General features: G+C 61.0%; 22 protein-coding genes and 1 riboswitch. Of the genes, 17 read left to right on the top strand and 5 right to left on the bottom strand.

Features of this window, described 5'->3' with window-relative positions; all coding sequences use genetic code 11:
- Positions 1-4 precede the first annotated feature (4 nt).
- Positions 5-763: a helix-turn-helix domain-containing protein gene (locus tag AWB64_RS18900; RefSeq protein WP_082850543.1), complete on the top strand. Its 759-nt coding sequence runs from the start codon at positions 5-7 to the stop codon at positions 761-763.
- A gap of 103 nt (positions 764-866) precedes the next feature.
- Positions 867-1,056, top strand: a riboswitch (FMN riboswitch).
- 133 nt (positions 1,057-1,189) lie between these two features.
- On the top strand, positions 1,190-1,936 hold the full coding sequence (ribB, locus tag AWB64_RS18895) for a 3,4-dihydroxy-2-butanone-4-phosphate synthase (RefSeq protein ID WP_060856963.1): 747 nt from the start codon (positions 1,190-1,192) through the stop codon (positions 1,934-1,936).
- A gap of 58 nt (positions 1,937-1,994) precedes the next feature.
- Here the strand turns inward: ribB and AWB64_RS18890 are convergent, their stop codons facing one another.
- The 3 genes from AWB64_RS18890 to AWB64_RS18880 form a co-directional block, all read right to left on the bottom strand.
- On the bottom strand, positions 1,995-2,843 hold the full coding sequence (locus AWB64_RS18890) for a hypothetical protein (RefSeq protein ID WP_060856962.1): 849 nt from the start codon (positions 2,841-2,843) through the stop codon (positions 1,995-1,997).
- Positions 2,844-2,967: 124 nt separating this feature from the next.
- Positions 2,968-4,146 carry an MFS transporter gene (locus tag AWB64_RS18885; RefSeq protein WP_060856961.1) on the bottom strand — a complete coding sequence of 393 codons (1,179 nt, stop codon included), beginning with the start codon at positions 4,144-4,146 and terminating at the stop codon, positions 2,968-2,970.
- A 40-nt stretch (positions 4,147-4,186) separates the two neighbouring features.
- Positions 4,187-4,570: a VOC family protein gene (locus tag AWB64_RS18880; protein WP_060856960.1), complete on the bottom strand. Its 384-nt coding sequence runs from the start codon at positions 4,568-4,570 to the stop codon at positions 4,187-4,189.
- Between the two features lie 102 nt (positions 4,571-4,672).
- Here AWB64_RS18880 and AWB64_RS18875 point away from each other — a divergent pair, with 102 nt between their 5' ends.
- The 15 genes from AWB64_RS18875 to AWB64_RS18805 all read left to right on the top strand — a co-directional run bounded on the left by AWB64_RS18875 (position 4,673) and on the right by AWB64_RS18805 (position 20,048).
- On the top strand, positions 4,673-5,638 hold the full coding sequence (locus tag AWB64_RS18875) for a LysR family transcriptional regulator (RefSeq protein ID WP_060856959.1): 966 nt from the start codon (positions 4,673-4,675) through the stop codon (positions 5,636-5,638).
- A 124-nt stretch (positions 5,639-5,762) separates the two neighbouring features.
- Complete coding sequence (miaB, locus tag AWB64_RS18870) at positions 5,763-7,124, top strand: tRNA (N6-isopentenyl adenosine(37)-C2)-methylthiotransferase MiaB (protein WP_060856958.1); 1,362 nt, start codon at positions 5,763-5,765, stop codon at positions 7,122-7,124.
- Between the two features lie 31 nt (positions 7,125-7,155).
- Entirely contained in the window at positions 7,156-8,232 is a 1,077-nt protein-coding gene (locus tag AWB64_RS18865) for a PhoH family protein (RefSeq protein ID WP_060856957.1), read from the top strand.
- Positions 8,233-8,245: 13 nt separating this feature from the next.
- On the top strand, positions 8,246-8,710 hold the full coding sequence (ybeY, locus tag AWB64_RS18860) for an rRNA maturation RNase YbeY (protein WP_060856956.1): 465 nt from the start codon (positions 8,246-8,248) through the stop codon (positions 8,708-8,710).
- Positions 8,711-8,713: 3 nt separating this feature from the next.
- Entirely contained in the window at positions 8,714-9,388 is a 675-nt protein-coding gene (locus AWB64_RS18855) for a gamma-glutamylcyclotransferase (protein ID WP_060856955.1), read from the top strand.
- A gap of 188 nt (positions 9,389-9,576) precedes the next feature.
- Entirely contained in the window at positions 9,577-10,488 is a 912-nt protein-coding gene (locus AWB64_RS18850; RefSeq protein WP_060856954.1) for a CorC family transporter, read from the top strand.
- A 127-nt stretch (positions 10,489-10,615) separates the two neighbouring features.
- The gene (gene lnt / locus AWB64_RS18845) at positions 10,616-12,259 is read left to right on the top strand and encodes an apolipoprotein N-acyltransferase (RefSeq protein ID WP_060856953.1); all 1,644 of its coding nucleotides are present in this window, start codon (positions 10,616-10,618) and stop codon (positions 12,257-12,259) included.
- Positions 12,260-12,267: 8 nt separating this feature from the next.
- A complete protein-coding gene (locus AWB64_RS18840; RefSeq protein WP_060856952.1) occupies positions 12,268-12,750 on the top strand; it encodes a GNAT family N-acetyltransferase in 483 nt (160 codons plus the stop codon).
- A 150-nt stretch (positions 12,751-12,900) separates the two neighbouring features.
- Positions 12,901-13,908, top strand: a complete 1,008-nt coding sequence (glyQ, locus tag AWB64_RS18835) for a glycine--tRNA ligase subunit alpha (RefSeq protein WP_075643310.1) — start codon at positions 12,901-12,903, stop codon at positions 13,906-13,908.
- Positions 13,909-13,926: 18 nt separating this feature from the next.
- The gene (gene glyS, locus AWB64_RS18830; RefSeq protein WP_060856951.1) at positions 13,927-16,026 is read left to right on the top strand and encodes a glycine--tRNA ligase subunit beta; all 2,100 of its coding nucleotides are present in this window, start codon (positions 13,927-13,929) and stop codon (positions 16,024-16,026) included.
- Positions 16,027-16,037: 11 nt separating this feature from the next.
- The gene (gene gmhB, locus AWB64_RS18825; protein ID WP_060857057.1) at positions 16,038-16,601 is read left to right on the top strand and encodes a D-glycero-beta-D-manno-heptose 1,7-bisphosphate 7-phosphatase; all 564 of its coding nucleotides are present in this window, start codon (positions 16,038-16,040) and stop codon (positions 16,599-16,601) included.
- A gap of 41 nt (positions 16,602-16,642) precedes the next feature.
- Positions 16,643-17,416: a lysophospholipid acyltransferase family protein gene (locus AWB64_RS18820; RefSeq protein ID WP_060856950.1), complete on the top strand. Its 774-nt coding sequence runs from the start codon at positions 16,643-16,645 to the stop codon at positions 17,414-17,416.
- Positions 17,417-17,502: 86 nt separating this feature from the next.
- Positions 17,503-18,459: a M48 family metallopeptidase gene (locus AWB64_RS18815; RefSeq protein WP_060857056.1), complete on the top strand. Its 957-nt coding sequence runs from the start codon at positions 17,503-17,505 to the stop codon at positions 18,457-18,459.
- A gap of 147 nt (positions 18,460-18,606) precedes the next feature.
- Positions 18,607-18,993, top strand: a complete 387-nt coding sequence (gene gloA / locus AWB64_RS18810; RefSeq protein ID WP_060856949.1) for a lactoylglutathione lyase — start codon at positions 18,607-18,609, stop codon at positions 18,991-18,993.
- 122 nt (positions 18,994-19,115) lie between these two features.
- Positions 19,116-20,048 carry a DMT family transporter gene (locus AWB64_RS18805; RefSeq protein ID WP_060856948.1) on the top strand — a complete coding sequence of 311 codons (933 nt, stop codon included), beginning with the start codon at positions 19,116-19,118 and terminating at the stop codon, positions 20,046-20,048.
- A gap of 3 nt (positions 20,049-20,051) precedes the next feature.
- Here AWB64_RS18805 and AWB64_RS18800 read toward each other — a convergent pair whose 3' ends face one another.
- Positions 20,052-21,023, bottom strand: coding sequence for a LysR family transcriptional regulator (locus tag AWB64_RS18800; RefSeq protein WP_060856947.1), 972 nt, complete (start codon positions 21,021-21,023; stop codon positions 20,052-20,054).
- Positions 21,024-21,147: 124 nt separating this feature from the next.
- A complete protein-coding gene (locus AWB64_RS18795) occupies positions 21,148-22,311 on the bottom strand; it encodes a porin (protein WP_082850542.1) in 1,164 nt (387 codons plus the stop codon).
- Positions 22,312-22,492: the final 181 nt, after the last annotated feature.

Here is a 22,492-nt window from a genome sequence, read left to right as displayed (position 1 = left end):
CATCATGGTTGCACCGGCTTATTCATCGCTGGAACTCGTGCGCGAGCCGTTCGATGCACGCGCGCCGGCCGAACGCGCCGAGGCAACGCGGGCGGCATCGGCGGAAATTCGTCGCGAGGAACATGTTCCTCAGACAAGCGCACAGGAAACAAACGACGCGCTCGAGTACCTGGTTGGCGTGAACCTGGCGCGGCTGCGCGCCGAGCGCCAATTATCACTCGACGCCCTCGCCCGCGCTTCCGGCGTTTCGCGGGCAATGCTCGCGCAAATCGAATCGGCGCGCAGCGTGCCATCCATCAAGGTTCTGCACAAGATTGCCGGCGCGCTGAAGGTGTCGGTCGCGGCATTCTTGCGTCGCCACGCGACAAATGGCATCGAGTTTCTCGCGGCCGATCAGGCGACGCGTCTCGTGACATCGAATGGGCGCTTTTCGGCGCGGCCGTTGTTTCCGCTGAGTGCGCCTGCATCGGCGGAATTCCATGAGTTGCGAATCGCGCCGCTGCACACCGAGACGGGCAGCCCGCGCGCGCCCGGAACCACGGTCAATCTGGTCGTGAGCGACGGCACGCTTGAGCTTCGCGTGCACGAGCGCACGCAGTTGCTCGGCACTGGCGACGCAATCGTGTTCGACGCCGATCAGCCTCACGCGCTGCGCAATCCGGGCAGCACGGAAGCGCGCGCGTATCAGGTGACGGTGAATGCGGAGACGCCGCCGCGCTGGCATGTGCCGGCGGACTCGCGCCGGATTGAAGAGACGAACTAAGTTCGTTCGTCAGCCAACGCGCAGCGCCCAGCGCCGCTGCAACATTGCTTGACATGTTGTATCCTGAAATAAGTCGCGGTTTTAAGTGTTCAGCGACAAATCAGTACGTCTTCAGGGCGGGGTGAAATTCCCCACCGGCGGTATGCGATCGGTGAGAAATCAATAAGCCAGTCGTGAGCCCGCGAGCGCCCGTGAACGTGGATCGCCGTGTTTTTGCGAACCATTTCATGGGGTCAGCAGATCTGGTGCGATGCCAGAGCCGACGGTCATAGTCCGGATGAGAGAAGATGTGCAGATAGTCATGTCCGTATCGCGTGGGTGTCGCGGGGCTTGTGCGCCCGTTGTCACGTTCCGCGTGCCGTTCTGCCTGTTTGCAATGCCCTGAAACGTTTTTCGCCCATTCCTTTTTGCGAGAGCGTTTCATCCATGTCTGTAGCTGCTTCCAGCCTCAACCGCTTGATTCCCGACGCATTTGCCGACTTCGAGCAACTGCGTTCCGGCGAAAACTCCGTCCCTATCCCTTCCCGAATCGCCGCCGCCTTGCAAGCATTGCGCGAAGGCCGCGCCGTCGCATTACTGGACGACGATGACCGCGAAAACGAAGCCGACCTGATCTACGCGGCCGAAAAACTCAGCGTGGAAGGCATGGCGCTGATGATCCGCGAATGCAGCGGCATTGTGTGCCTGTGTCTTCCCGACGACGCCGTTCGCGCGCTTCAGCTCCCGCCCATGGTCGCCGACAACGGCAGCAAATACGGCACGGCCTTCACTGTCTCCATAGAAGCGCGTGAAGGCGTGACCACGGGTGTATCGGCGGTGGATCGCCTGACGACGATCCGCGCGGCCATCGCGGATAACGCGAAACCAGGCGATATTGTGAGTCCCGGTCATGTGTTTCCGCTGCGCGCGCAGCCAGGCGGCGTCCTCACGCGCCGCGGGCACACGGAAGGCACGGTCGATCTTGCGATCCTCGCCGGACTCAAGCCCGCCGGCGTGCTGTGTGAACTGATGAACCCGGATGGCACGATGGCGCGCGGCTCTCAGATCGATGCTTTCGTGAAAGCGCGGAATATTCCGGTGTTGACGATTGCTGAACTGGCTGATTTCCGGATGGCGCTGGCTAACGCGCGGGAAACGGTGAACGAAGCGCAAGCGACGGAAGAAACCGTTTGAAGCGGGTATCGAGCAAAAAAATGCGGCCCGGAAGGCCGCGTTTTTCTTGAGCGTCATCTTAAGGTTGCGCCTTCAAACCCGCGCCAAACTTCTTGTAAAGCCATACCGAACAAGTAGCGGTCGTTGCCGTATAAAGCAGCGTGACGACGCTTTGCACGACCAGAAGACCCACGCTCAGGCTATCGATGGAACCTGCCGTGGCGAGCATCTCGGCAAGTACTGTGAACACCGTCGCAATTGCCACGATTGGCAGAATGGCGACCACCGCCGTAGACGCAATCGCCCAGAAATGCCCGCGCGTGTCTTCCCATGCAGCGCGCCAGGCAAGATGGCCGCCGGCCGCCGTGTGAGGAAACAGCAGCGCGAGACGGCCCGACACATAGCTCATGCCGCACAGCGCAAGCACGGCAAGCGTAGCGGTGGCCGCCATCGAAGTCCCGCTCGACAACCCCGCCAGCCGCATCAGGATCCACGCGATCACAACGACCACGGTCGCGCCCACATAGGCCGCGACCAACGCGATGCACAGCAGGAAATATCGGCGGAAACCGGCGTCCCAGAGGCGTGTTGCTTGGGCGGGCGCCGCCGCGTCCGGTTCCGGGTTCAACGTCATTGCAAAGCGGATCACTTGCACGGCCAGCACGGCGATCACGAGCGACTGCAAAAACGCGAGTCCGAGCGATGTCAGCGAATGGCCCAGCGCGGCGCTGTGCAGGGCGCTGCTATTGGTCATCGACGAAAGCGAGCTGGCTGACGGTGATTCTGAAAGCTGCTCCTGATATCCGGCAATGCCCGTGGCGAGCACCAGGACGAATGCCAGCAAGAAAAGCGTGGGCATGCGCCGCACGGACTCGGCAGCGTCGCGCCATGCGCCCTTCAGGCATTGGCTCAGCGTGATGTCTTCCATAAAACCCCAGTCGAAAAGCGTGTTGAAGCAATAAGCCGCGAAAAAATCCAGGTGATTGCGGCTGGCACGACACGCTAGTCGGTTGAGGCCGCCGGGTCAATGAGATCGGCCCGGCGTGCCGAAATCAAATCGCATCCACGGCGCCAGCGCTGGCATTTTCGGCGCGTCCGTCGAGCCGGGCTGCGTACCACGTCACCGCCAGCGCCACGATTGCCACCACCGCCGCGACCCACGGCAACGAATCCAGCGGATGCCCTTGCTGCAACACCACGCCGCCAAGCCACGCACCGCCGGCATTGCCCAGGTTGAACGCGCCAATATTGAGCGTCGACGCCAGATTGGGCGCGTGCTTCGCCTTTTCCACCACGCGCGTTTGCAGCGGCGGCACGGTCGCGAAAGCGGCAATGCCCCAGATGAAAATCGTGATCGCAGCGAGGAGCTGGTTGTGGCTCGTCCTCGCGAACACGGCCATGATGACGGCGAGCGCGACCAGAATGCCCATCAGCGACGGCATCAGCGCGCGGTCGGCGAGCTTGCCGCCAATCGTGTTGCCTATCGTGAGGCCAATGCCGAACAGCACCAGCACGAGCGTCACGCCATGCGGGCTGAAACCGCTCACTTGCTCAAGGATCGGCGCAATGTAGGTGAACACCACGAACACGCCGCCAAAGCCGAGCACGGTCATGGCGAGCGCCAGCCAGACTTGCGGCTCCTTCAGCACGCGCAACTCGTGGCCGAAGTTCGACGGTCCCGCATCGTGCTTGTTCGGCACGAGCGCCGCAACCCCGACGAGCGACAGCAACCCGAGCGCCGACACCACCCAGAACGTCGCGCGCCATCCGAACTGCTGCCCGATGAACGTCCCGAACGGCACGCCCAGCACGTTCGCCAAGGTGAGCCCGGTGAACATCAGCGCAATGGCGCTCGCCCGCTTTTCAGCCGGAACGAGCGACGCCGCCACCACCGCGCCGATGCCAAAAAACGAACCATGCGCGAACGAGGTGACCACGCGCGCCACCATCAGCATGGAATAACCGGGCGCGACCGCGCACATCAGGTTGCCGACAATGAATACGCCCATCAGCAATTGCAGCGAAAGCTTGCGCGGCAATTTCGCGGTGAGCACGGCGAGCAGCGGCGCGCCCACTGCCACGCCAAGCGCGTAGCCGGTGACGAGAAAGCCGGCAGACGGTATCGACACAGCCAGGTCGCGGGCCACATCCGGCAAAAGGCCCATGATCACGAACTCGGTCGTGCCGATGGCGAAGGCGCTGATGGCAAGCGCTAGAAGTGGAATAGGCATCGAAATGTCCTTGGGGGTTTTTGAATTGGGCCAGAGGAAATCAGTGAAGCGAGGTCACGAATTCGATGACCACGCCCGGCGCGAGCTGCACGAACACTTGCCGTTCGCCCGACACCGGCACTTCAGCTTCGGAAAACGGCACGCCGTGTTCATGCAGCCGGGCGAGCAACGCCTGCCACTCGGCCTCGCCGCTTACACGCAACGCAATGTGATCGATGCGTGTCGCCGCTCGGCCGCCCGCTGGCGCTGCCAGCACGGAACCGCTTTCGATCAGATGCAAGACGGGCGCGCCGTCCAGATAAAGCCAGCACCCGCCAATGCCGAATGGCGGACGCGGGCCGACCGTCATGCCGGCTATATCGGTGAAAAATTGGCGCATCGGCGCGCAGTCGGGCGCAACAATCGTGGCGTGATCAAGCTTCATGTTGATTTCCTACGCTGCAACGCGTCAATTTTCCGTCACCAGATCGATTTTGATAATTGGCGTAGCATTTGAAGCATTATCAAAATTCATTTGAGAATGGCGATGGATCGACTCGGCGATATGCGTTTGTTCGTTGAAGCCGCGGCGCTCGGCAGCTTGTCGGCGGCGGGGAGAAAGCTGGGGTTATCGCCGGCCGCGGCAAGTGCGCGCCTGCTCAAACTGGAAAAATCGCTGAGCGCGCGCTTGTTCGAGCGCACCACGCGCCAACTCAGGCTCACCGACGAAGGCCAGCTTTATCTCAGGCATTGCCGGATTGCGCTTCAAGCCATAGAAGATGGCGAAGCCGCGCTGCATGCCGGCCAGAACCTCGTGCGCGGCAAGGTGCGGATTTCCGCGACATCGGATTTCGGCCGCAACCTGCTGTGCCATTGGCTCGACGAATTCAGCCGGATCCACCCCGAAGTGAGCTTTGCGCTGACGCTGGCGGATTCGGTATCCAATTTGTTGCGCGAGGACATCGATCTCGCGATTCGCTTTGGCCTGCCGCCCGACGCCAGCCTCGTCGCGCGCCGCCTCGCGCCAAACCGGCGTGTGCTGTGCGCATCGCCGGAATATCTCGCGAAGCATGGCGAGCCGAAAACGCCCGCTGATCTCGCCGGGCATTCGTTCTCGGTACTGGTGACAGCGACTGCCACGCTCAACGAAATCCACTTCGTGCGTGGCGAAGAGCGTTATTCGCATGTAATCCCGCTCGACGACGCCTGGGAGACCAACGACGGCGCGCTGTCCCGCGCGTGGGCGCTGGCGGGCCAGGGCATTGCGCATAAATCGATATGGGATATCGCCGCCGACGTCCGCTCGGGCGCGCTGAAAATGCTTCTGGCCGATTGGTGTTCGCACGAGGCCGCCGTCCACGCGCTTTTCCACGCGAACCGATACATGGCGCCGCGCGTGCGGGTGCTGCTCGATTTCCTCACTGAACGCTTCGCCCGGGCGACGGAAGAACTGCTCGGCGACCTTGCCTACCCACCTGGACGGACGGGGCAGGAAGTCGAGCGAGCGCTATAATATCGAGTTACGCAGCGCGCAATTTCAAGCTATTTTCGGTCAAATGCGCGCTAAACCGCGAAAGAACCCTATTAACGCTTTAAAAACTGCGCCCCCAGACTAATCACTGCGACCGGCGAAATTCATGACCAAGAAAGTGTATGTAAAGACCTTTGGCTGCCAGATGAACGAGTACGACTCCGACAAAATGGTCGACGTGCTCAACGCAACCAATGGCCTGACCCAGACCAATACGCCCGAAGACGCGGACGTGATCCTCTTCAACACGTGCTCCGTGCGCGAAAAGGCGCAGGAAAAGGTCTTTTCCGACCTCGGCCGCGTGCGTGAACTGAAGGAAGCGAATCCGAACCTGATCATTGGCGTGGGCGGTTGCGTGGCGAGCCAGGAAGGCGCGGCGATCGTTTCGCGTGCGCCTTACGTGGATCTCGTGTTCGGCCCGCAGACCTTGCACCGCCTGCCGGAGATGATCGCGAAACGCCGTTCCAGCGGACGCTCCCAAGTCGATATCTCGTTTCCGGAAATCGAAAAGTTCGATCACCTGCCGCCGGCGCGCGTGGATGGGCCGAGCGCCTTCGTGTCCATCATGGAAGGCTGCAGCAAGTACTGCAGCTATTGCGTCGTGCCCTATACGCGCGGCGAGGAAGTATCGCGGCCATTAGACGACGTGCTCACGGAAATCGCCGGCCTAGCCGATCAGGGCGTGCGCGAAGTCACGCTGCTCGGACAGAACGTGAATGCGTATCGCGGGCCGGTGACGCAGCATTCCACCGACATTGCCGACTTCGCCACGCTGATCGAATATGTGGCGGAAATTCCGGGTATTGAACGGATTCGCTACACCACGTCGCATCCGAAGGAATTCACCCAGCGTCTTATCGATACCTACGCGAAAGTGCCCAAACTTGTGAGCCATTTGCACTTGCCCGTGCAGCATGGCTCGGACCGCATTTTGATGGCCATGAAGCGCGGTTATACGGTGCTCGAATACAAGTCCGTGATCCGCAAATTGCGCGCGATCCGCCCGGATTTGTCGTTGTCCACCGACATGATCGTCGGATTCCCCGGGGAAACCGAAGACGATTTCCAGAAGATGATGAAGCTCATCGACGAAATGAGTTATGACACGAGCTTCTCGTTTATCTACAGCCCGCGTCCCGGCACGCCAGCCGCGAACCTGCACGACGACACGCCGCGCGAAGTGAAGCTCAAACGCCTGCAGCATTTGCAGGCGACCATCGAGGCGAATGTCGCGAAAATCAGCCATTCCATGCTGGGATCGGTGCAGCGTATCCTGGTGGAAGGGCCGTCGCGCAAGGACCCGAGCGAACTGGCCGGACGCACGGAAAACAATCGCGTCGTGAATTTCCCCGCGCCGATTTCGTCGCACAAGCGGCTGATCGGCCAGATGGTCGACGTGGAAATCAACGTGGCCTATCCTCACTCGTTGCGCGGCGAACTCCTTCTGACGCCGGCCACGACTCACTAACTGAAGCTTCGACAGGACCCCGACTCTCGCCTTGAAGACCGCTCAGCAGCATATGGAATTCACCGCACCGCGCGACGACAACGCGCGGCTCGCCAACCTGTGTGGCCCGCTCGACGAAAACCTGCGGCAGATCGAGCAGGCGCTCGACGTGACGCTCACGCGCCGCGGTCACAAGATCACCATCCGCGGGCGCGGCGCGAAAGTGGCGCTCACGGCGCTCGAGAATTTCTACAACCGCGCGAAGGATTCGCTGTCGGTGGACGACATTCAACTGGCGCTCGTCGAAGCGCGCAATGCGGCGCGGCGCGACAGGCCATCGAATAATCTGAATTCGGAACCTGTCGATCCACGTTTTCGCGGCGACCCCGATCATCCTTTCGATGAACCCAGCGCGACCATAGACCTGGGCGACGAGGAAGATCCCGGCCCGAAGCTGTACACGCGGCGCGCCGACCTGCGTGGCCGCACGCCCATGCAGCGTGAGTACCTGAAGCAGATCATTGCGCACGACGTGACGTTCGGTATCGGCCCGGCGGGTACGGGAAAGACGTACCTTGCGGTGGCGTGCGCGGTCGACGCGCTCGAACGCGATCAGGTCAAGCGGATTGTCCTGACGCGCCCGGCGGTGGAAGCTGGCGAGCGCCTGGGTTTCCTGCCGGGCGATCTCGCGCAGAAAGTGGATCCGTATCTGCGCCCGTTGTACGACGCGCTCTACGACCTCCTCGGCTTCGATAAAACCGCGAAGATGTTCGAGCGCCAGATGATCGAAATCGCGCCGCTCGCGTACATGCGCGGCCGCACGCTGAACCACGCGTTCATCATCCTGGACGAGGCGCAGAACACCACGCCCGAGCAGATGAAGATGTTTCTCACGCGTATTGGCTTTGGCTCGAAGGCCGTTGTCACCGGCGACACCACGCAGGTCGACTTGCCACGCGGACACAAGAGCGGGTTGATCGAGGCGCAGCACGTTCTTGCGGACGTGCGCGGCATTGCCATGACGCGCTTCACGAGCGTGGACGTGGTGCGCCATCCGCTGGTCGCGCGCATTGTGGAAGCCTACGACGCGCAGCAACAGCGCGATGCCGACGCGGCAGCCGCCAAATAGCAGCGGAACAGTCATGCCGAAACTTGCATTGACGCTGCAATTTCCCGCCGCGAAGGCGTATCCGGAGCACAAGGCGCTGTTGCCGCGCGCAACGGTCGCGGCCTGGATCAAGGCGTCGCTTTTCGCGGACGCTGAATTGACCGTGCGTTTCGTCGATGCCGATGAAGGCCGGACGCTGAACCGGTCGTATCGGCAAAAGGATTACGCCACGAACGTGCTGACGTTCGCGTACGCCGAGTCGGAAGACGATCCGGTGAGCGGCGACCTGATCCTTTGCTGCCCGGTTGTGGAACGCGAGGCGCGCGAGCAGAACAAGCCGCTCGCCGCGCACTACGCGCACTTGATCGTGCACGGCACGCTGCATGCACAAGGTTACGACCACGAAGATTCCGCCGAGGCAGATGAAATGGAATCAATCGAAACCGGCATCATGCAAAAGCTCGGTTTCACCGATCCTTATTTGCCGCTGCTTGATTGAGCCGTGACCGACGATCCCTCCCCTCTTTCTGAATTACCGTCCGTAGACTGCGACTACCCGCCGGTCTTCGCGGAATCGCGCCTGCTCACCGACGCGGAACTTCTCGCATCGCGTGAAAAAGCGCTGGCGCACTGGGATCGCAAGACTGATCTCTGGCTCTTCGGCTATGGCTCGCTGATCTGGAATCCGGGCTTGCCAGCCGTGGAAACGGTGCGCAGCAAAGTGCACGGATATCACCGCGGACTGTATTTGTGGTCGCGCGTGAATCGCGGCACGCCCGAACAGCCGGGATTGGTCCTGGCGCTGGATCGCGGCGGTTCGTGCTCCGGCATGGCGTTCCGGCTCGCCGCCGAAGGCGCGGACGAGCACTTGGAAGTACTGTGGCGGCGCGAAATGGCGATGAATTCGTATCGCGTGGCCTGGCTGCCTTGCACGCTGATTGATGGCCGCCGCGTCGAGGCGCTCGCATTCGTGATGCGCCGGGAAGCGCCCACTTACACCGGCAAGCTGGGCGACCCGATCGTGCGCCGCGTGTTCGGCTGCGCGACCGGCCGATACGGCACCACGCTCGAATATGTCAGCCGAACCGTGGCGGCGTTACGCGAATGCGGCATGCCGGATCGCGCGCTGGAATCGCTTTTACAGCGATGCAAGGACGCGGATTCGTCGCAGGAATAAATTTTCCGGGCGAAAAACAGGCCGATCGGCCAACGTTGGCGGCTCGACATACTGCGCCCATATTTATCAGTTACGATGTTTGCACATGACGTTGTACGCGTTCGCGCTGTATCAATTGGCGCGAAATATCCTTGGTGTATTCTTAACTTTCCGTAATTTCGCGTTCGGAACACTCCGCACGCTCCACTATGAACGACGCCTATCCCAGTCGACGATATACCGACAAACCTGCTGAAAAACCTGAAAAGCGCACGCTGCTCGAGCGCCTGACGGATTTCATCTCGCACGAACCGGAATCGCGCGACGAACTGCTGGAAGTTCTCCAGGACGCCCACGAACGCAATCTGCTAGACGCGGATTCGCTCTCCATGATTGAAGGCGTGTTCCAGGTTTCGGAACTCTGCGCCCGCGACATCATGATTCCGCGCGCCCAGATGGACGCAATCAATATTGCTGAAACGCCCGAGCAATTCATTCCTTTCATGCTGGAAAAAGCGCATTCCCGCTATCCGGTATTCGAAAGCAATCGTGACAACGTAATCGGCGTGCTGCTTGCGAAAGACTTGCTGCGCTATTACCACGAGGAAGAATTCGATGTGCGCGGCATGCTGCGTCCCGCCGTGTTCATTCCCGAATCAAAACGCCTGAACGTGCTGTTGCACGATTTTCGCGTGAACCGGAATCACATTGCCATCGTCGTGGACGAATACGGCGGCGTGGCCGGCCTGATCACGATTGAAGACGTGCTGGAACAGATTGTTGGCGACATAGAAGACGAATACGATTTCGACGAAGAAGCCGGCAACATCATTACTACGCCGGACGGCCGGCATCGCGTGCGTGCGCTCACGGGGATCGAACAGTTCAACGAAGAATTCGGCACGCACTATTCCGACGACGAGGTCGACACCATTGGCGGACTGGTGACGCATCGCTTCGGGCGCGTGCCGCATCGCGGGGAAAAGGTGAAGATCGACGACTTCGTGTTCGAAATCCTGCGCGGCGACGCCCGCCAGATTCACGTGCTGCGCGTGCGGCGCGCGCCCAATATTCCCACGCACGATGGCCGGTCGCGCGACAGCGACGAAGACCACGATTAAGAACGGGCGTGAACACGGAAACGCCAGCTCAACGCTGTCATTAATCGTGTTCATGCTGTGCGCCAACATCATGACGAGCGACGGTCACGCCTCGCCATCCTTTTCCATCTGTTCGACTTCGTAATCCATGGCCGATTCCCGCTTTGCCTTCCGGCGCAATGCCCGGATCAGTAACGCCCAGTCCATGCCGTTCTGGCACTACCTCGTTGCGGCAGTGTTGGGCGGCGCGAATACGCTTTCATTCGCGCCGACGCCACACGGCGGTTGGGTGGAACTGGTCATTTTCACGCTGTTCTTCGCGTGGCTCACCAAAACCAGCGGATGGAAAGGCGCGGCGCTGACAGGATGGGCATTTGGCTTCGGCAACTTCGTCACGGGCGTATGGTGGCTTTACGTCAGCATGCACGACTACGGCGGCATGGCGGCGCCTCTTGCCGCTGCGGCCGTTGTGCTGTTCTCCATGTACATCGCGATCTATCCGGCGCTTGCGGGCATCGTCTGGTCGTTTTGCGCGGGCCGGGCCCGGTATGAAGACAACGGCTCGGTCGTGCCGGCTGCCGGCGAGCCGCGTTTCGTCCCGACATGGCATGGCGCGTTCGCCTTCGCAAGCGCCTGGGCGCTCGGAGAATGGCTGCGTGGCCTCGTTTTCACGGGCTTCCCGTGGCTGGCAAGCGGTTATGCTCAAGTCGACGGCCCATTGGCCGCCTTCGGCGCCATTGGAGGCGTGTACGGCGTCGGCTGGGTGCTTGCGCTCGTGGCCGCGTTGGTCGTGCAGGGTTTTTATACATTTCGACACAGCGCCGCGCCGTTTCCAAGGTTCGCGCCGTTCATTGTGGCGATTGTTCTGGTTGTGTCGGGCATGCTGCTGTCGCTGGTCGAATGGACGCTTCCCGCAAACGCCCCGCTCACCGTGCGGCTCTTGCAAGGCAACGTGAAGCAGGAGATGAAGTTCGAGCAGGAAGGCGTGAACCAGTCCTTGCAGCTTTACCGGAAGCTGATTACAGAGAAACCCGCTGACCTGATCGTGACGCCTGAAACCGCATTTCCCGTTCTCGCCGTGCAAGTACCGCAAGATCTGGCCTCAGCGCTGCGCAATTTCTCCGACACCACTAATTCATCCATCTTGTTTGGCGCTATCGGCGTGACCATTTCGCCCGAAGGCCGCGCGACGGACTACGCCAATAGCCTGTTCGGCATCACGCCGAACCAGAAGGACGTGTACCGCTACGACAAGCATCATCTCGTGCCCTTCGGTGAATTCGTGCCAACAGGTTTCCACTGGTTCGTCGCGCTCATGGGCATTCCGCTCGGAGATTTGGGACGCGGTCCCCCAGTGCAGAAATCGTTCTTCGTGCACAACCAGCCAATTGCCGTCGATATCTGCTACGAGGATATTTTCGGCGAGGAAATCGCGCGAACACTCCGCGAGCAGGAAGCGCCCGCGGGAATTCTCGTGAACTCGACGAACCTTGCGTGGTTCGGCAACACCATCGCGCTCGACCAGCATTTGCAGATGGCGCGCATGCGCTCGATCGAAACCGGCCGCCCGATGCTTCGCGCAACGAACACGGGCACAACTGCGGTGATCGCCGCAAACGGCGCAGTGGTGGCAAGGCTTCCGGTCTACACCACCGGTTCCCTCGACGCCACCGTGCAGGGCACGTCAGGCCGCACGCCGTATGTGACGAGCGGCAACATGACGGTGATCCTGGTGTCGTTGCTGCTGCTGGCGTTTGGGTTCGCGTTCGCGCCGGGACGCAGGAAGAACTGAACCGGAACATGCCATTTCCGTCCTTCAAGATCCGCAAAGCCACGCGCGCCGACGCGGACGCCGCGTGGCGCGTCCGCCGCGCCGCCGTGATGAGCGGATGCATCAGCGCGTATCCGCTGAGTCAACTCGATGAATGGACCGGCGGCGCGGCATCGAAAGCATTCGCCGATGCTGTCGAAGAGCGCTTCCTGGTCGCGACCGTGGACGACCGCGTTGTGGGAACCGGCATGATCGATGTCGCGACCGGCAGGATCGATGCAATCTTCGTGGATCCGGCGTACATGAAACGGGGCATCGGCGCGGGAATCGTCGCGCATCTCGAAACGCTTGCGCGTGCAGAGGGTTGCACGCGGCTACGGCTCGATTCCACGCTGAACGCCGCGCCGTTTTACCGCTCGCTCGGTTTTGAAGGCGACGAAATCGCGCAATACCGCTCGCCCCGCGGCCTGACGATGAATTGTGTGCCAATGAGGAAACGACTCGGCGCATAGCCGACGTTTTCCCGTCCGAACGGCCTATGGCTGCGGTGTTCCACCCCAAAAAGTCGCGCTAGCCCCTTATTCCCGCTAAAATTCAACGTTTTAGCCCTCCGGCCGTCGGAATTTCCGGCCTGACTTCGAAGGCACGCTTCAAAGGCATTCATGCTCACTTTTCAGCAAATCATCCTGACGCTGCAATCCTATTGGGACAACAAGGGTTGCGCACTTCTCCAGCCAATCGACATGGAAGTCGGCGCCGGCACGTCGCACGTGCACACCTTCCTGCGCGCGATCGGCCCGGAACCTTGGCGAGCAGCGTATGTGCAGCCGTCGCGCCGCCCGAAGGACGGCCGTTACGGAGACAATCCGAACCGTCTGCAGCACTACTATCAGTATCAAGTGGTGCTGAAGCCCGCGCCCGAGAACATTCTCGACCTGTATCTGGGTTCGCTCGAAGCGCTTGGCTTCGACCTGAAACAGAACGATGTCCGGTTCGTGGAAGACGACTGGGAAAATCCGACGCTCGGCGCGTGGGGCCTCGGCTGGGAAGTGTGGCTGAACGGCATGGAGGTCACGCAGTTCACGTACTTCCAGCAGGTGGGCGGTATCGACTGCAAGCCGGTGCTGGGCGAGATTACCTACGGGCTCGAACGGCTTGCCATGTATCTGCAAAAGGTCGAGAACGTCTACGACCTCGTGTGGACGGAATGGGAAGAAGACGGCCCGAACGGTCGTGAAACGCGGCGTCTCACTTACGGCGACGTGTATCACCAGAACGAAGTCGAGCAGTCCACGTACAACTTCGAGCATGCGAACGTCGACTTGCTGTTCACGTTCTTCAAGAGCTACGAAGCCGAAGCCAAGAAGATGATCGAGGCGAAGCTGGCGTTGCCTGCGTATGAACTCGTGCTGAAGGCAGGACACACGTTCAACCTGCTCGACGCGCGCGGCGCGATTTCCGTGACGGAGCGCGCGGCGTACATAGGCCGGATTCGCGATCTTTCGCGGCTTGTCGCGAAGGCCTATTACGAGTCGCGTGAGGCGCTCGGTTTCCCGATGCTGGGCAATCCCGTACACGCCGCAGCCGGACTCACCACCGACGCCGAAGACGCCGCCAAGCCCGCCTGGGCGCCGGCGCTGAAGGTCGAGCGCAATATCGATCAGGCCTGACCCGAGCACGACATAACAATGACCGAAACCAACCACGCATCGCTGCTCGTCGAGCTGCTGACAGAAGAACTGCCGCCGAAGGCGCTCGCGCGCCTTGGCACCTCGTTTGCCGAAGGCATCGTGCAGCGGCTTGCCGCGCGCGACCTGATAGAAGGCGAAGCGAATTTCGAAAAGTACGCCACGCCGCGCCGTCTTGCCGTGCTCATCAAGAACGTTCGCGCGGTCGCGCCCGAGCGGCAAGTGCGCGAGAAAGTGCTGCCCGTGTCCGTCGCGCTCGATCAAGACGGCCAGCCCACGCCGCCGCTCGCGAAGAAACTCGCCGCGCTCGGTTTCCCCGACTTCAAGCTCGAAGACCTGGAACGCGCGCAAGACGGCAAGGCCGAAGCTTTTTTCCTGCGCTATTCAGCACCCGGCGCAACGCTCGCCGAAGGCTTGCAAACCGCGCTGCAGGAAACGCTCGGCAAGCTGCCCATTCCAAAGGTCATGACATATCAGCGGCCGGACGGCAGCAGCGTTCAGTTCGTGCGTCCGGTACATGGGCTGGTTGCGCTGCATGGCCGTGACATCGTGCCGGTGAGCGCGCTGGGCATCGATTCAGGCGATACCACGCTGGGTCATCGCTTCATGTCGAGCGGTATCGTGGCTATTGGTCAAGCCGACGATTATTCGGAAACGCTGCGCTCGAAGGGCCGGGTTGTCGCGAATTTCGATGACCGCCGCGAATCCATTCGCACGCAATTGCTCGCGCTCGCAGGCGAGGATCGCGTGGTCATGCCCGAGTCGCTGCTGGACGAAGTGAACGCGCTGGTCGAATGGCCAGTCGTGTATCAATGCCGTTTCGACGAATCGTTCCTGCAAGTGCCGCAGGAATGCCTGATCCTGACCATGCAGACGAACCAGAAGTATTTCGCGCTGACCGACGATCACGGCAAGCTGCGCTCGCGTTTCCTGATCGTGTCGAATATCGATACCCAAACGCCGGCCGATATTGTGGAAGGCAATGAACGGGTCATCCGCCCGCGTCTCGCCGACGCCAAGTTCTTCTTCGAAGTGGACAAGAAAACGCGCCTCGCCGACCGCGTGCCGAAGCTCGCGAACGTGGTGTATCACAACAAGCTTGGTTCGCAACTGCAGCGCGTCCAGCGTCTCGAAGCACTGGCAGGCGAAATCGCCCCGATGATCGGCGTGGACGTGGCCGTCACCAAGCGCGCGGCTCTGCTCGCAAAAGCGGACTTGCTCACCGACATGGTTGGCGAGTTCCCGGAACTGCAGGGCACCATGGGCACGTACTACGCGCGCCACGACGGCGAGCCGGAAGAAGTCGCGCTCGCGTGTTCGGAACATTATCAGCCGCGTTTTTCCGGCGATGAAACCCCATCCACCGGCGTAAGCAGCGCCGTCGCGCTGGCTGACAAGCTGGAAACGCTCGTGGGCATCTGGGGTATCGGCTTGCAGCCAACGGGCGAGAAAGATCCGTTCGCGTTGCGCCGCCATGCGCTTGGCGTGTTGCGAATCCTGCTGGAAAAGAAGCTGGCGATCGATTTGTTCGACTTGCTGCGCACTGCGCAAAAGCAATTCGCCGATATGCCGCAAGTCGCCGATTCGACCGATGCAATCTACGCGTTTTTCATCGACCGGTTGCGTGGCGTGTTGCGTGAGCGCGGTTTCAACGCGGTGGAAATCGACGCCGTGCTGAGCCTGAATCCCACGCGGCTGGACGACATCGTGGCGCGCCTCAATGCTGTGCGCGAATTCGCGGCGCTGCCTGAAGCGGCATCGCTCGCGGCTGCGAACAAGCGCATCTCCAACATTTTGAAGAAGTCGGCCGAAGGCGTGCCGGCGAGCGTGCAACCCGCGCTCCTGCAGGAAGCCGCAGAAAAAGCGCTGTACGCACAACTGGAACAGGTCGCGCCGCTCGTGCAGAAGCAACTGGCCGAGCGCAACTACACGGAGGCGCTCTCGGCGTTGTCCGCGTTGCGTGACGCCGTGGACACTTTCTTCAACGACGTCATGGTGAACGCCGAAGATCCCGCGCTGCGAAGCAACCGCCTGGCTCTGCTCGGCGCGCTGCATCAGCAGATGAACTGCGTCGCGGACATCTCGAAGCTGGCTGCCTGATGCGACACACCATGCCGGCCAACGCAAACAAGAAACTGGTGGTCCTCGACCGCGACGGCGTGATCAACGTCGACTCGGACGCCTTCATCAAGTCGCCGGAAGAATGGGTTGCCATTCCCGGCAGTCTCGAAGCCATCGCGCGGTTGAATCAGGCCGGGTATCGCGTGGCGATTGCGTCGAACCAGTCGGGTATTGGCCGCGGTCTTTTCGACATGGCCGCGCTCAACGCCATGCATGAAAAGATGAACCGGGCGGTGGCGGCGGTGGGCGGGCGTATCGACGCCGTGTTTTTCTGCCCGCATACGCAGGAAGACCAGTGCGAATGCCGCAAGCCGAAGCCGGGCATGTTGCAGCAGATCGTGGAGCGCTTCGAGATCGATCCGCAAGGCACGCCGGTGGTTGGCGATTCGCTGCGCGACCTGCAGTCAGGCGCCCTGCTCGGCTTCGACCTGCATCTGGTGCTGACCGGCAAGGGACAAAAAACGCTGGCGGCAGGTAATCTTCCGCCCAATACAAAAGTACACGACGACCTGCGCACGTTCGCGCTCGATTTCCTCGCCAAAGATCACGACTGACGCGCCGGCATTTCGTCGATTCATAGAACTCATTCAAGCTGATGCGCTTCATTCGTTCGCTGTTGTTGATGATTTATTTTGTCGTGTACACGGTGCCGTACGCGTGCGCGTGCTTCATCGCGTTTCCGTTCCTGGGCGCTGAAAGGCGTTACTGGATGGCGGCGTTCTGGTGCAAGTCGTCCATTGTGGTGATGCAGTATCTGATTGGCATTCGCTACAAGATCGAAGGCATGGAGAACCTGCCCGACGGTCCCGCCGTGCTCCTGGCCAAGCACCAGTCCGCGTGGGAAACGCTGGCGTTCCCCGCGTTGATGCCGCGTCCGCTTTGCTACGTCTTCAAGCGCGAGTTGTTGTTCGTGCCGTTCTTCGGCTGGACCATGGGCATGCTGAAGATGGTTCATATCGATAGGCGTCAGGGCAAGGACGCGTTCGCTTCAGTGGCGCGGCAAGGGCGCGAGCGCATGGCCGAAGGCGCGTGGGTCATCATGTTCCCGGAAGGCACACGCACGCCCGTTGGCCGGCAAGGCAAGTACAAGTCGGGCGGCGCGCGTTTCGCGGTTGCGGCCGGCGCGCCAGTGGTACCCATCGCCCATAACGCCGGGCACGTCTGGCCGCGCAAATCGTTTCTCAAATATGCGGGTATAGTCACACTGTCCATAGGCCGTCCGATCGAGACAACGGGGCTCACCGCGGAAGAAGTCAACTTGCGCGTCGAGCAATGGATCGAAACGGAAATGCGCCGTATCGATCCGGATTCGTATGGTCCCGACGACCGTTTTGTTGTGCAATCCCAGGGCGCGGCCACAGGGCTGTAACTTTACGGCGCTGGTGTTCCCGGCACATGAATTCATTCGCTTCGTTTTTTTCGTCATTCCTGCGCCGCGTGCGCCAAGCTGAGCCGATGCAGAAGACTTCCACGCGACAGCAACAGGCTGCCGCGCTCGACAAACAGCAACTCGATTTGCCGCTCCATCTGCCGCTCGGCGCGCCGATGGAACATGTGTCCTCGCCCGCCGATTGCGCCGCTCCCGTCTTGCCTGCAACCTTGCGCGGCGACATTACGCCCGCCGATACAACCGCTACGCCCGCTCCGCCTTTACGTGCTCCCGACGGTACGCGATCCCGGCAACTGATGCTTGGCGCAAAGACGCTCGAATATAGGTTGAAGCGTTCGTCGCGACGCACCATCGGTTTCATGATCGACGGCACAGGTCTCGCGATTACCGCGCCGCGTTGGGTGACTATTGGCGCAATCGAAAGCGCGATTGTCGAGAAAGAAAAGTGGATCTTCAAGAAGCTCGAGGAATGGCAAACGCGTGTTGAACAACGCGTTGTGCCGCGCATTGTGTGGAAGGACGGCGCGCAGCTTCCGTATCTCGGGCAAAACATCACCGTGATGATGACCGCCGTGCCGGGCGCGACCGGCAAGAGCGCAACGCAACCACACTTCGATACCGTCGCCAACGTGCTCTGGCTTGGCCTCCCTCCGCTCGCCGATACAACGCTCATACGCGAGCGCGTGCAACGCTGGTTACACAAACAGGCGCTGGAAGTGTTCGGTCAGCGCCTTCCTGTGTACGCCGCGAAGCTTGGCGTTGAATTCAAGACATATGCGTTGTCCTCGGCAGCAACGCGCTGGGGCAGTTGTTCCAGCGAAGGCAGGATCCGCCTCAACTGGCGGCTGATTCATTTCCCGGTGCATGTCATTGACTACGTGGTCGCGCACGAACTCGCGCACCTTCGCGAGATGAATCACAGCGCGCGTTTCTGGAGCACGGTCGAATCGATTTTTCCGGATTTCAGGGAAGCGCGGCATACGCTCAAGCATCATCCACCTGAAGTGCTGCCGCTGCTTTGACGCCGAAGTTAGCCGGGGCTGCGCGCCTGCGAGCGTTCGCCGAGGGCGATACAATTTGACGCGTGGCCGTTTCGCCGTGCGCGCGCATAGATGAGACACGGTACGCGGCCGCTCCTGCCAAACGACAATCCTCACAGGAACCCCATCATGCGACTTCTTCACACCATGCTGCGCGTTGGCGACTTGCAGCGTTCTATCGATTTCTACACGCGTATTCTCGGCATGAAAGTGCTGCGCCAAAGCGAAAATACGGAATACAAGTACACGCTGGCGTTCGTCGGTTACGGCGATGAAAGCGAAAACAGCGTGCTGGAACTGACCTACAACTGGGGCGTCGACAAGTACGACCAGGGTTCGGCCTACGGACACATTGCGCTGGAAGTGGACAACGCCGCCGCGGCATGCGACCGCATTCGCGAAGCGGGCGGCAAGGTCTCGCGCGAAGCGGGGCCGGTGAAAGGCGGCACGACGGTTATCGCGTTCGTGGAAGATCCGGACGGTTATAAAGTCGAACTGATCGAGAAGCACGCTTGAGATGAATGACCGGGCTCCGTGCGGAAGCCGCGGAGCCTTCGCCGTTTAGACGACCTGTAGCACCGCAACGCCAACACAAAAACAAGCGCCATCTGCGCGGCGCATAAGAGACAAAATATTCCATGAGCACCGCCCTTCCCGTTCGCCGCGCGCCCGACGCCACCGCCATCCTGCTGATGATCGGCTTGTGCGCGGTGTGGGGATTCCAGCAGGTCGCAATCAAAGGCGCCAATGTCTCGTTCCCGCCGCTGCTCCAGGCGGGCATCCGTTCGACTATTGCGACGGTCCTGGTGTGGTTGTGGACGCGCTCGCGCGGCGTGGCGCTTTTTCGCCGCGACGATACCCTCGCGTCCGGCCTGCTCGCTGGCGTGCTGTTCGGCGGCGAGTTCGTGTGCATCTTCCTTGGATTGGCGCTCACGAGCGCCACGCGCATGGTCGTGTTCCTCTACACCGCGCCCTGTTTCATGGCGCTCGGGCTGCACTTCTTCGTGGCGGGGGAAAAACTCCGGCGCGTGCAGTGGATTGGCATTGCGCTGGCGTTCGGCGGCATTGCAATTGCTTTCGCTGACGGCTTTCTGCATCCGAATCCCGATACGGCATCAACCTGGCGCGGCACGGCGGGCGATGCACTCGGCGTTCTCGGCGGCGTGTTCTGGGCTGCGACGACCGTCGTGATCCGAGCCTCGCCGCTTGCTCGCGTCAGTGCGAGCAAGACATTGTTCTACCAGTTGGGTGTATCGGCGATTGTCTTGCTCGGGCTCGCCTGCGCGCTCGATCAGACCCACATCGGCACGATCACGCCGGCTGCGATTGCGAGCCTCGCGTATCAGGCGATAGTAGTGGCGTTCCTGAGTTATCTCACGTGGTTCTGGCTGCTCACGCGCTATATGGCATCGCGGCTTTCGGTGTTCTCGTTCCTCACGCCTATCTTCGGCGTCGCGTTTGGCGTGGTCTTGCTTGGCGACACGCTGACCACGCGCTTCGTGATGGCGGCCGCGCTGGTGGTGATTGGCATTGGGCTGGTAAATGCGCCGGCTGGCCGGGCGCGCGCTTGAGGTTCATCGGCTCCGGGTCATGGCTCGCGCGGGATGCGTCCCACGAGCCGCTCGCGCCGCGCGGCTGGCGTCGTTCATGATCTGAGCCGCGAGCGCGAGCGCGCCTTCGGCCGCCGCCGATTGTGTCCGGTCCGCAAGACAAACCAGCGCGAATTGCAAACCCAGCTTGCGTGGATGCACAATCGACACGCGCACGAGCCGCTCATGCAACGCGTCCCGTTGCACCGATGAAGCCGTGCAAAACATGATGGCATCCGTGCGCGCGACAACGCGCTTCAACACGGCGACGTCATTGCATTCCAGATGCAGCGGAATGGCTTCGTGCGCGCGAAACTTCAGCAGCCGGCGCACGGCGTCCGCCATGAAAGCCGAAAGCGTCACCGACACCAGCGGATACTCCCGGAGCGCCGCGAGCGGCACGGGCTCACGCGCAAGCAGCGGATGCCCGGGCCGCACGAACCAGCCGCCGTCGTGACCTGTCAGACGATGCATGGTTACGTCGGGCGCAATAGCCGTTTCCCGGCGATCCACCACCACAAAATCAGCGCGCTCGGCGCGTAGCTGTTCCATCAGCGTACCCGCTTCGGCTATCTCCAGCGATATCTTGATGGCCGGATATTTCCGCGCGAACTCGACAAGCAGTTCCGGAAACAGGATATCGGCAGCATGCGCCCCAAGACCGATTCTCACTTCGCCGAGCGCGTCGGAGCGGACGAGTTCGACATCGCGAAAAAGACAGCGGGCTTCGAACAACACGCGCCGCGCTCGCTCGACCAGCAACTTTCCCGCAGCAGTTGTAGCAACACCGCGTGCGGCACGGTCAAAAAGCTTGATATCGAATTCGTCTTCCAGCGCCTGGATGCTGCGGCTCAACGCCGGCTGGCTCAAATGCACGCGCTCCGCCGCACGCGCGAAGCTGCCCTCTTCGGCGAGCGCAACAAGGTGCGCCAGTCGGCGCGAATTGATCTCATGCATGATGTATGACGCAGCCCTAAATGTTTTCTGCCTGATTCAACGCCGGCTGGTTATAACATCCACGTCCGTTTCCTCAAAAGCGAAACGCCCCCTCATGCTCAGGCGACGTTTCGCCGGCACACGGTCAGAACCGGTGCCGAATGCCGACCATTACACCAAGTTGCGTGCTTTTCTGAGCGAGACTCACCGCATTCACGCCTTGCAACTGCGTGCCGATCAGATCGCCCTTATAGCGCGAATAATCGGTTTCTACATACACGTCGGTGCGCTTGGACAAGTCGTAGTCCGCAACCAGTTGATATTGCCATGCGGAGCCGTCCTGCGATTGCGCCTTGCCGTCCTGCAGCGTGCGCCAGACGTTTGCCGCGAAATGCCACGTGCTGCCCACATGCTGCGTGATGCCGCCAAGGATCATTCGGCGGCGCTTGAAGTCCGAGTACTTCAACGCGGCAAGCCCTGGTGCAGAGAACGGTCCGTTGGCGAACGTGGTAAAGCCCTTGTCGTTCTGGTTGACGATATAACCCAGCGCAAAGCGGGTCTTGTCCCACGTGTACGACCCGCCAACGGTCCACGCTTTTGCGTCGCTGCCATTGAGCGAGTCCTTGGTTTCCTTGAACGCGCCGCCGAGCGAGATGGGTCCGCCACCGGGCGCGTAGGCCGCGGCCACGCCATATTGGCTGCCGTACGACAGCTTGCCCGCGTTGCCGCTGAACGAATACGCGGTGGAGAAGCGAAAGTCCTTGATCTTGCCGTGATACTGGATCTGGTTGCTGCTCCAGATACCGCCCGTCATGGTGACTTCGGGCTGGAAATTGAAGTCGTACGGAATCCATGGATTGCTCGAATAGCCACCCATGGTGATGCCTTCGATCATCACGTTGTATTGGCGGCCAATCACAACCTGTCCATACGACGTGGATTGAATGCCGATCTGCGCTTCATTGAAGAACGGCATGGTCGGATCGCTTTGACCGTTACTCAGGAAGAAGCGGTTTTCCAGCTTGAATATAGTCGACCAGCCGCCGCCGAGATCTTCCACGCCCTTGATGCCCCAGCGGCTTTCACTCATGCCGCCCGGTCCCATGAGGAAACGGCCGTTGCCATGCGTGTCCGCATTGGAAAGATATCGCATGCTCACGTCCGCAACGCCATAGAGCGTGACACTGGACTGCGCGTGGCTCGATCCACAACTCAGCGCTGCGGGCAGAACCGCAAAACCCAGTTTGCACCACTGCGCACGCCACGCGCCGAATCTGCTTTTTTTCTCAAAAACACTTGAACTCTTCATGCGTCTCCCGTCTCCTTGTCGTCTCGTAGTGCGAATCAAACTCGCACGCGTCTCGCGCTGGCTGCGGCTGTGGCATGAAAGCCAGGCAGCCAGGCGCGTCGCTAATTTGAGGCTAAGGAGACGATTAACTCCAGTGCATTCCTTGCATCGAAAGAATGCAGGGAGCGCATGGAATCAAGAG

Source organism: Caballeronia sordidicola (assembly GCF_001544455.2).
GTDB classification, from domain to species: Bacteria; Pseudomonadota; Gammaproteobacteria; order Burkholderiales; family Burkholderiaceae; genus Caballeronia; species Caballeronia sordidicola.
This window is presented reverse-complemented; position numbering and strand designations above follow the sequence as displayed.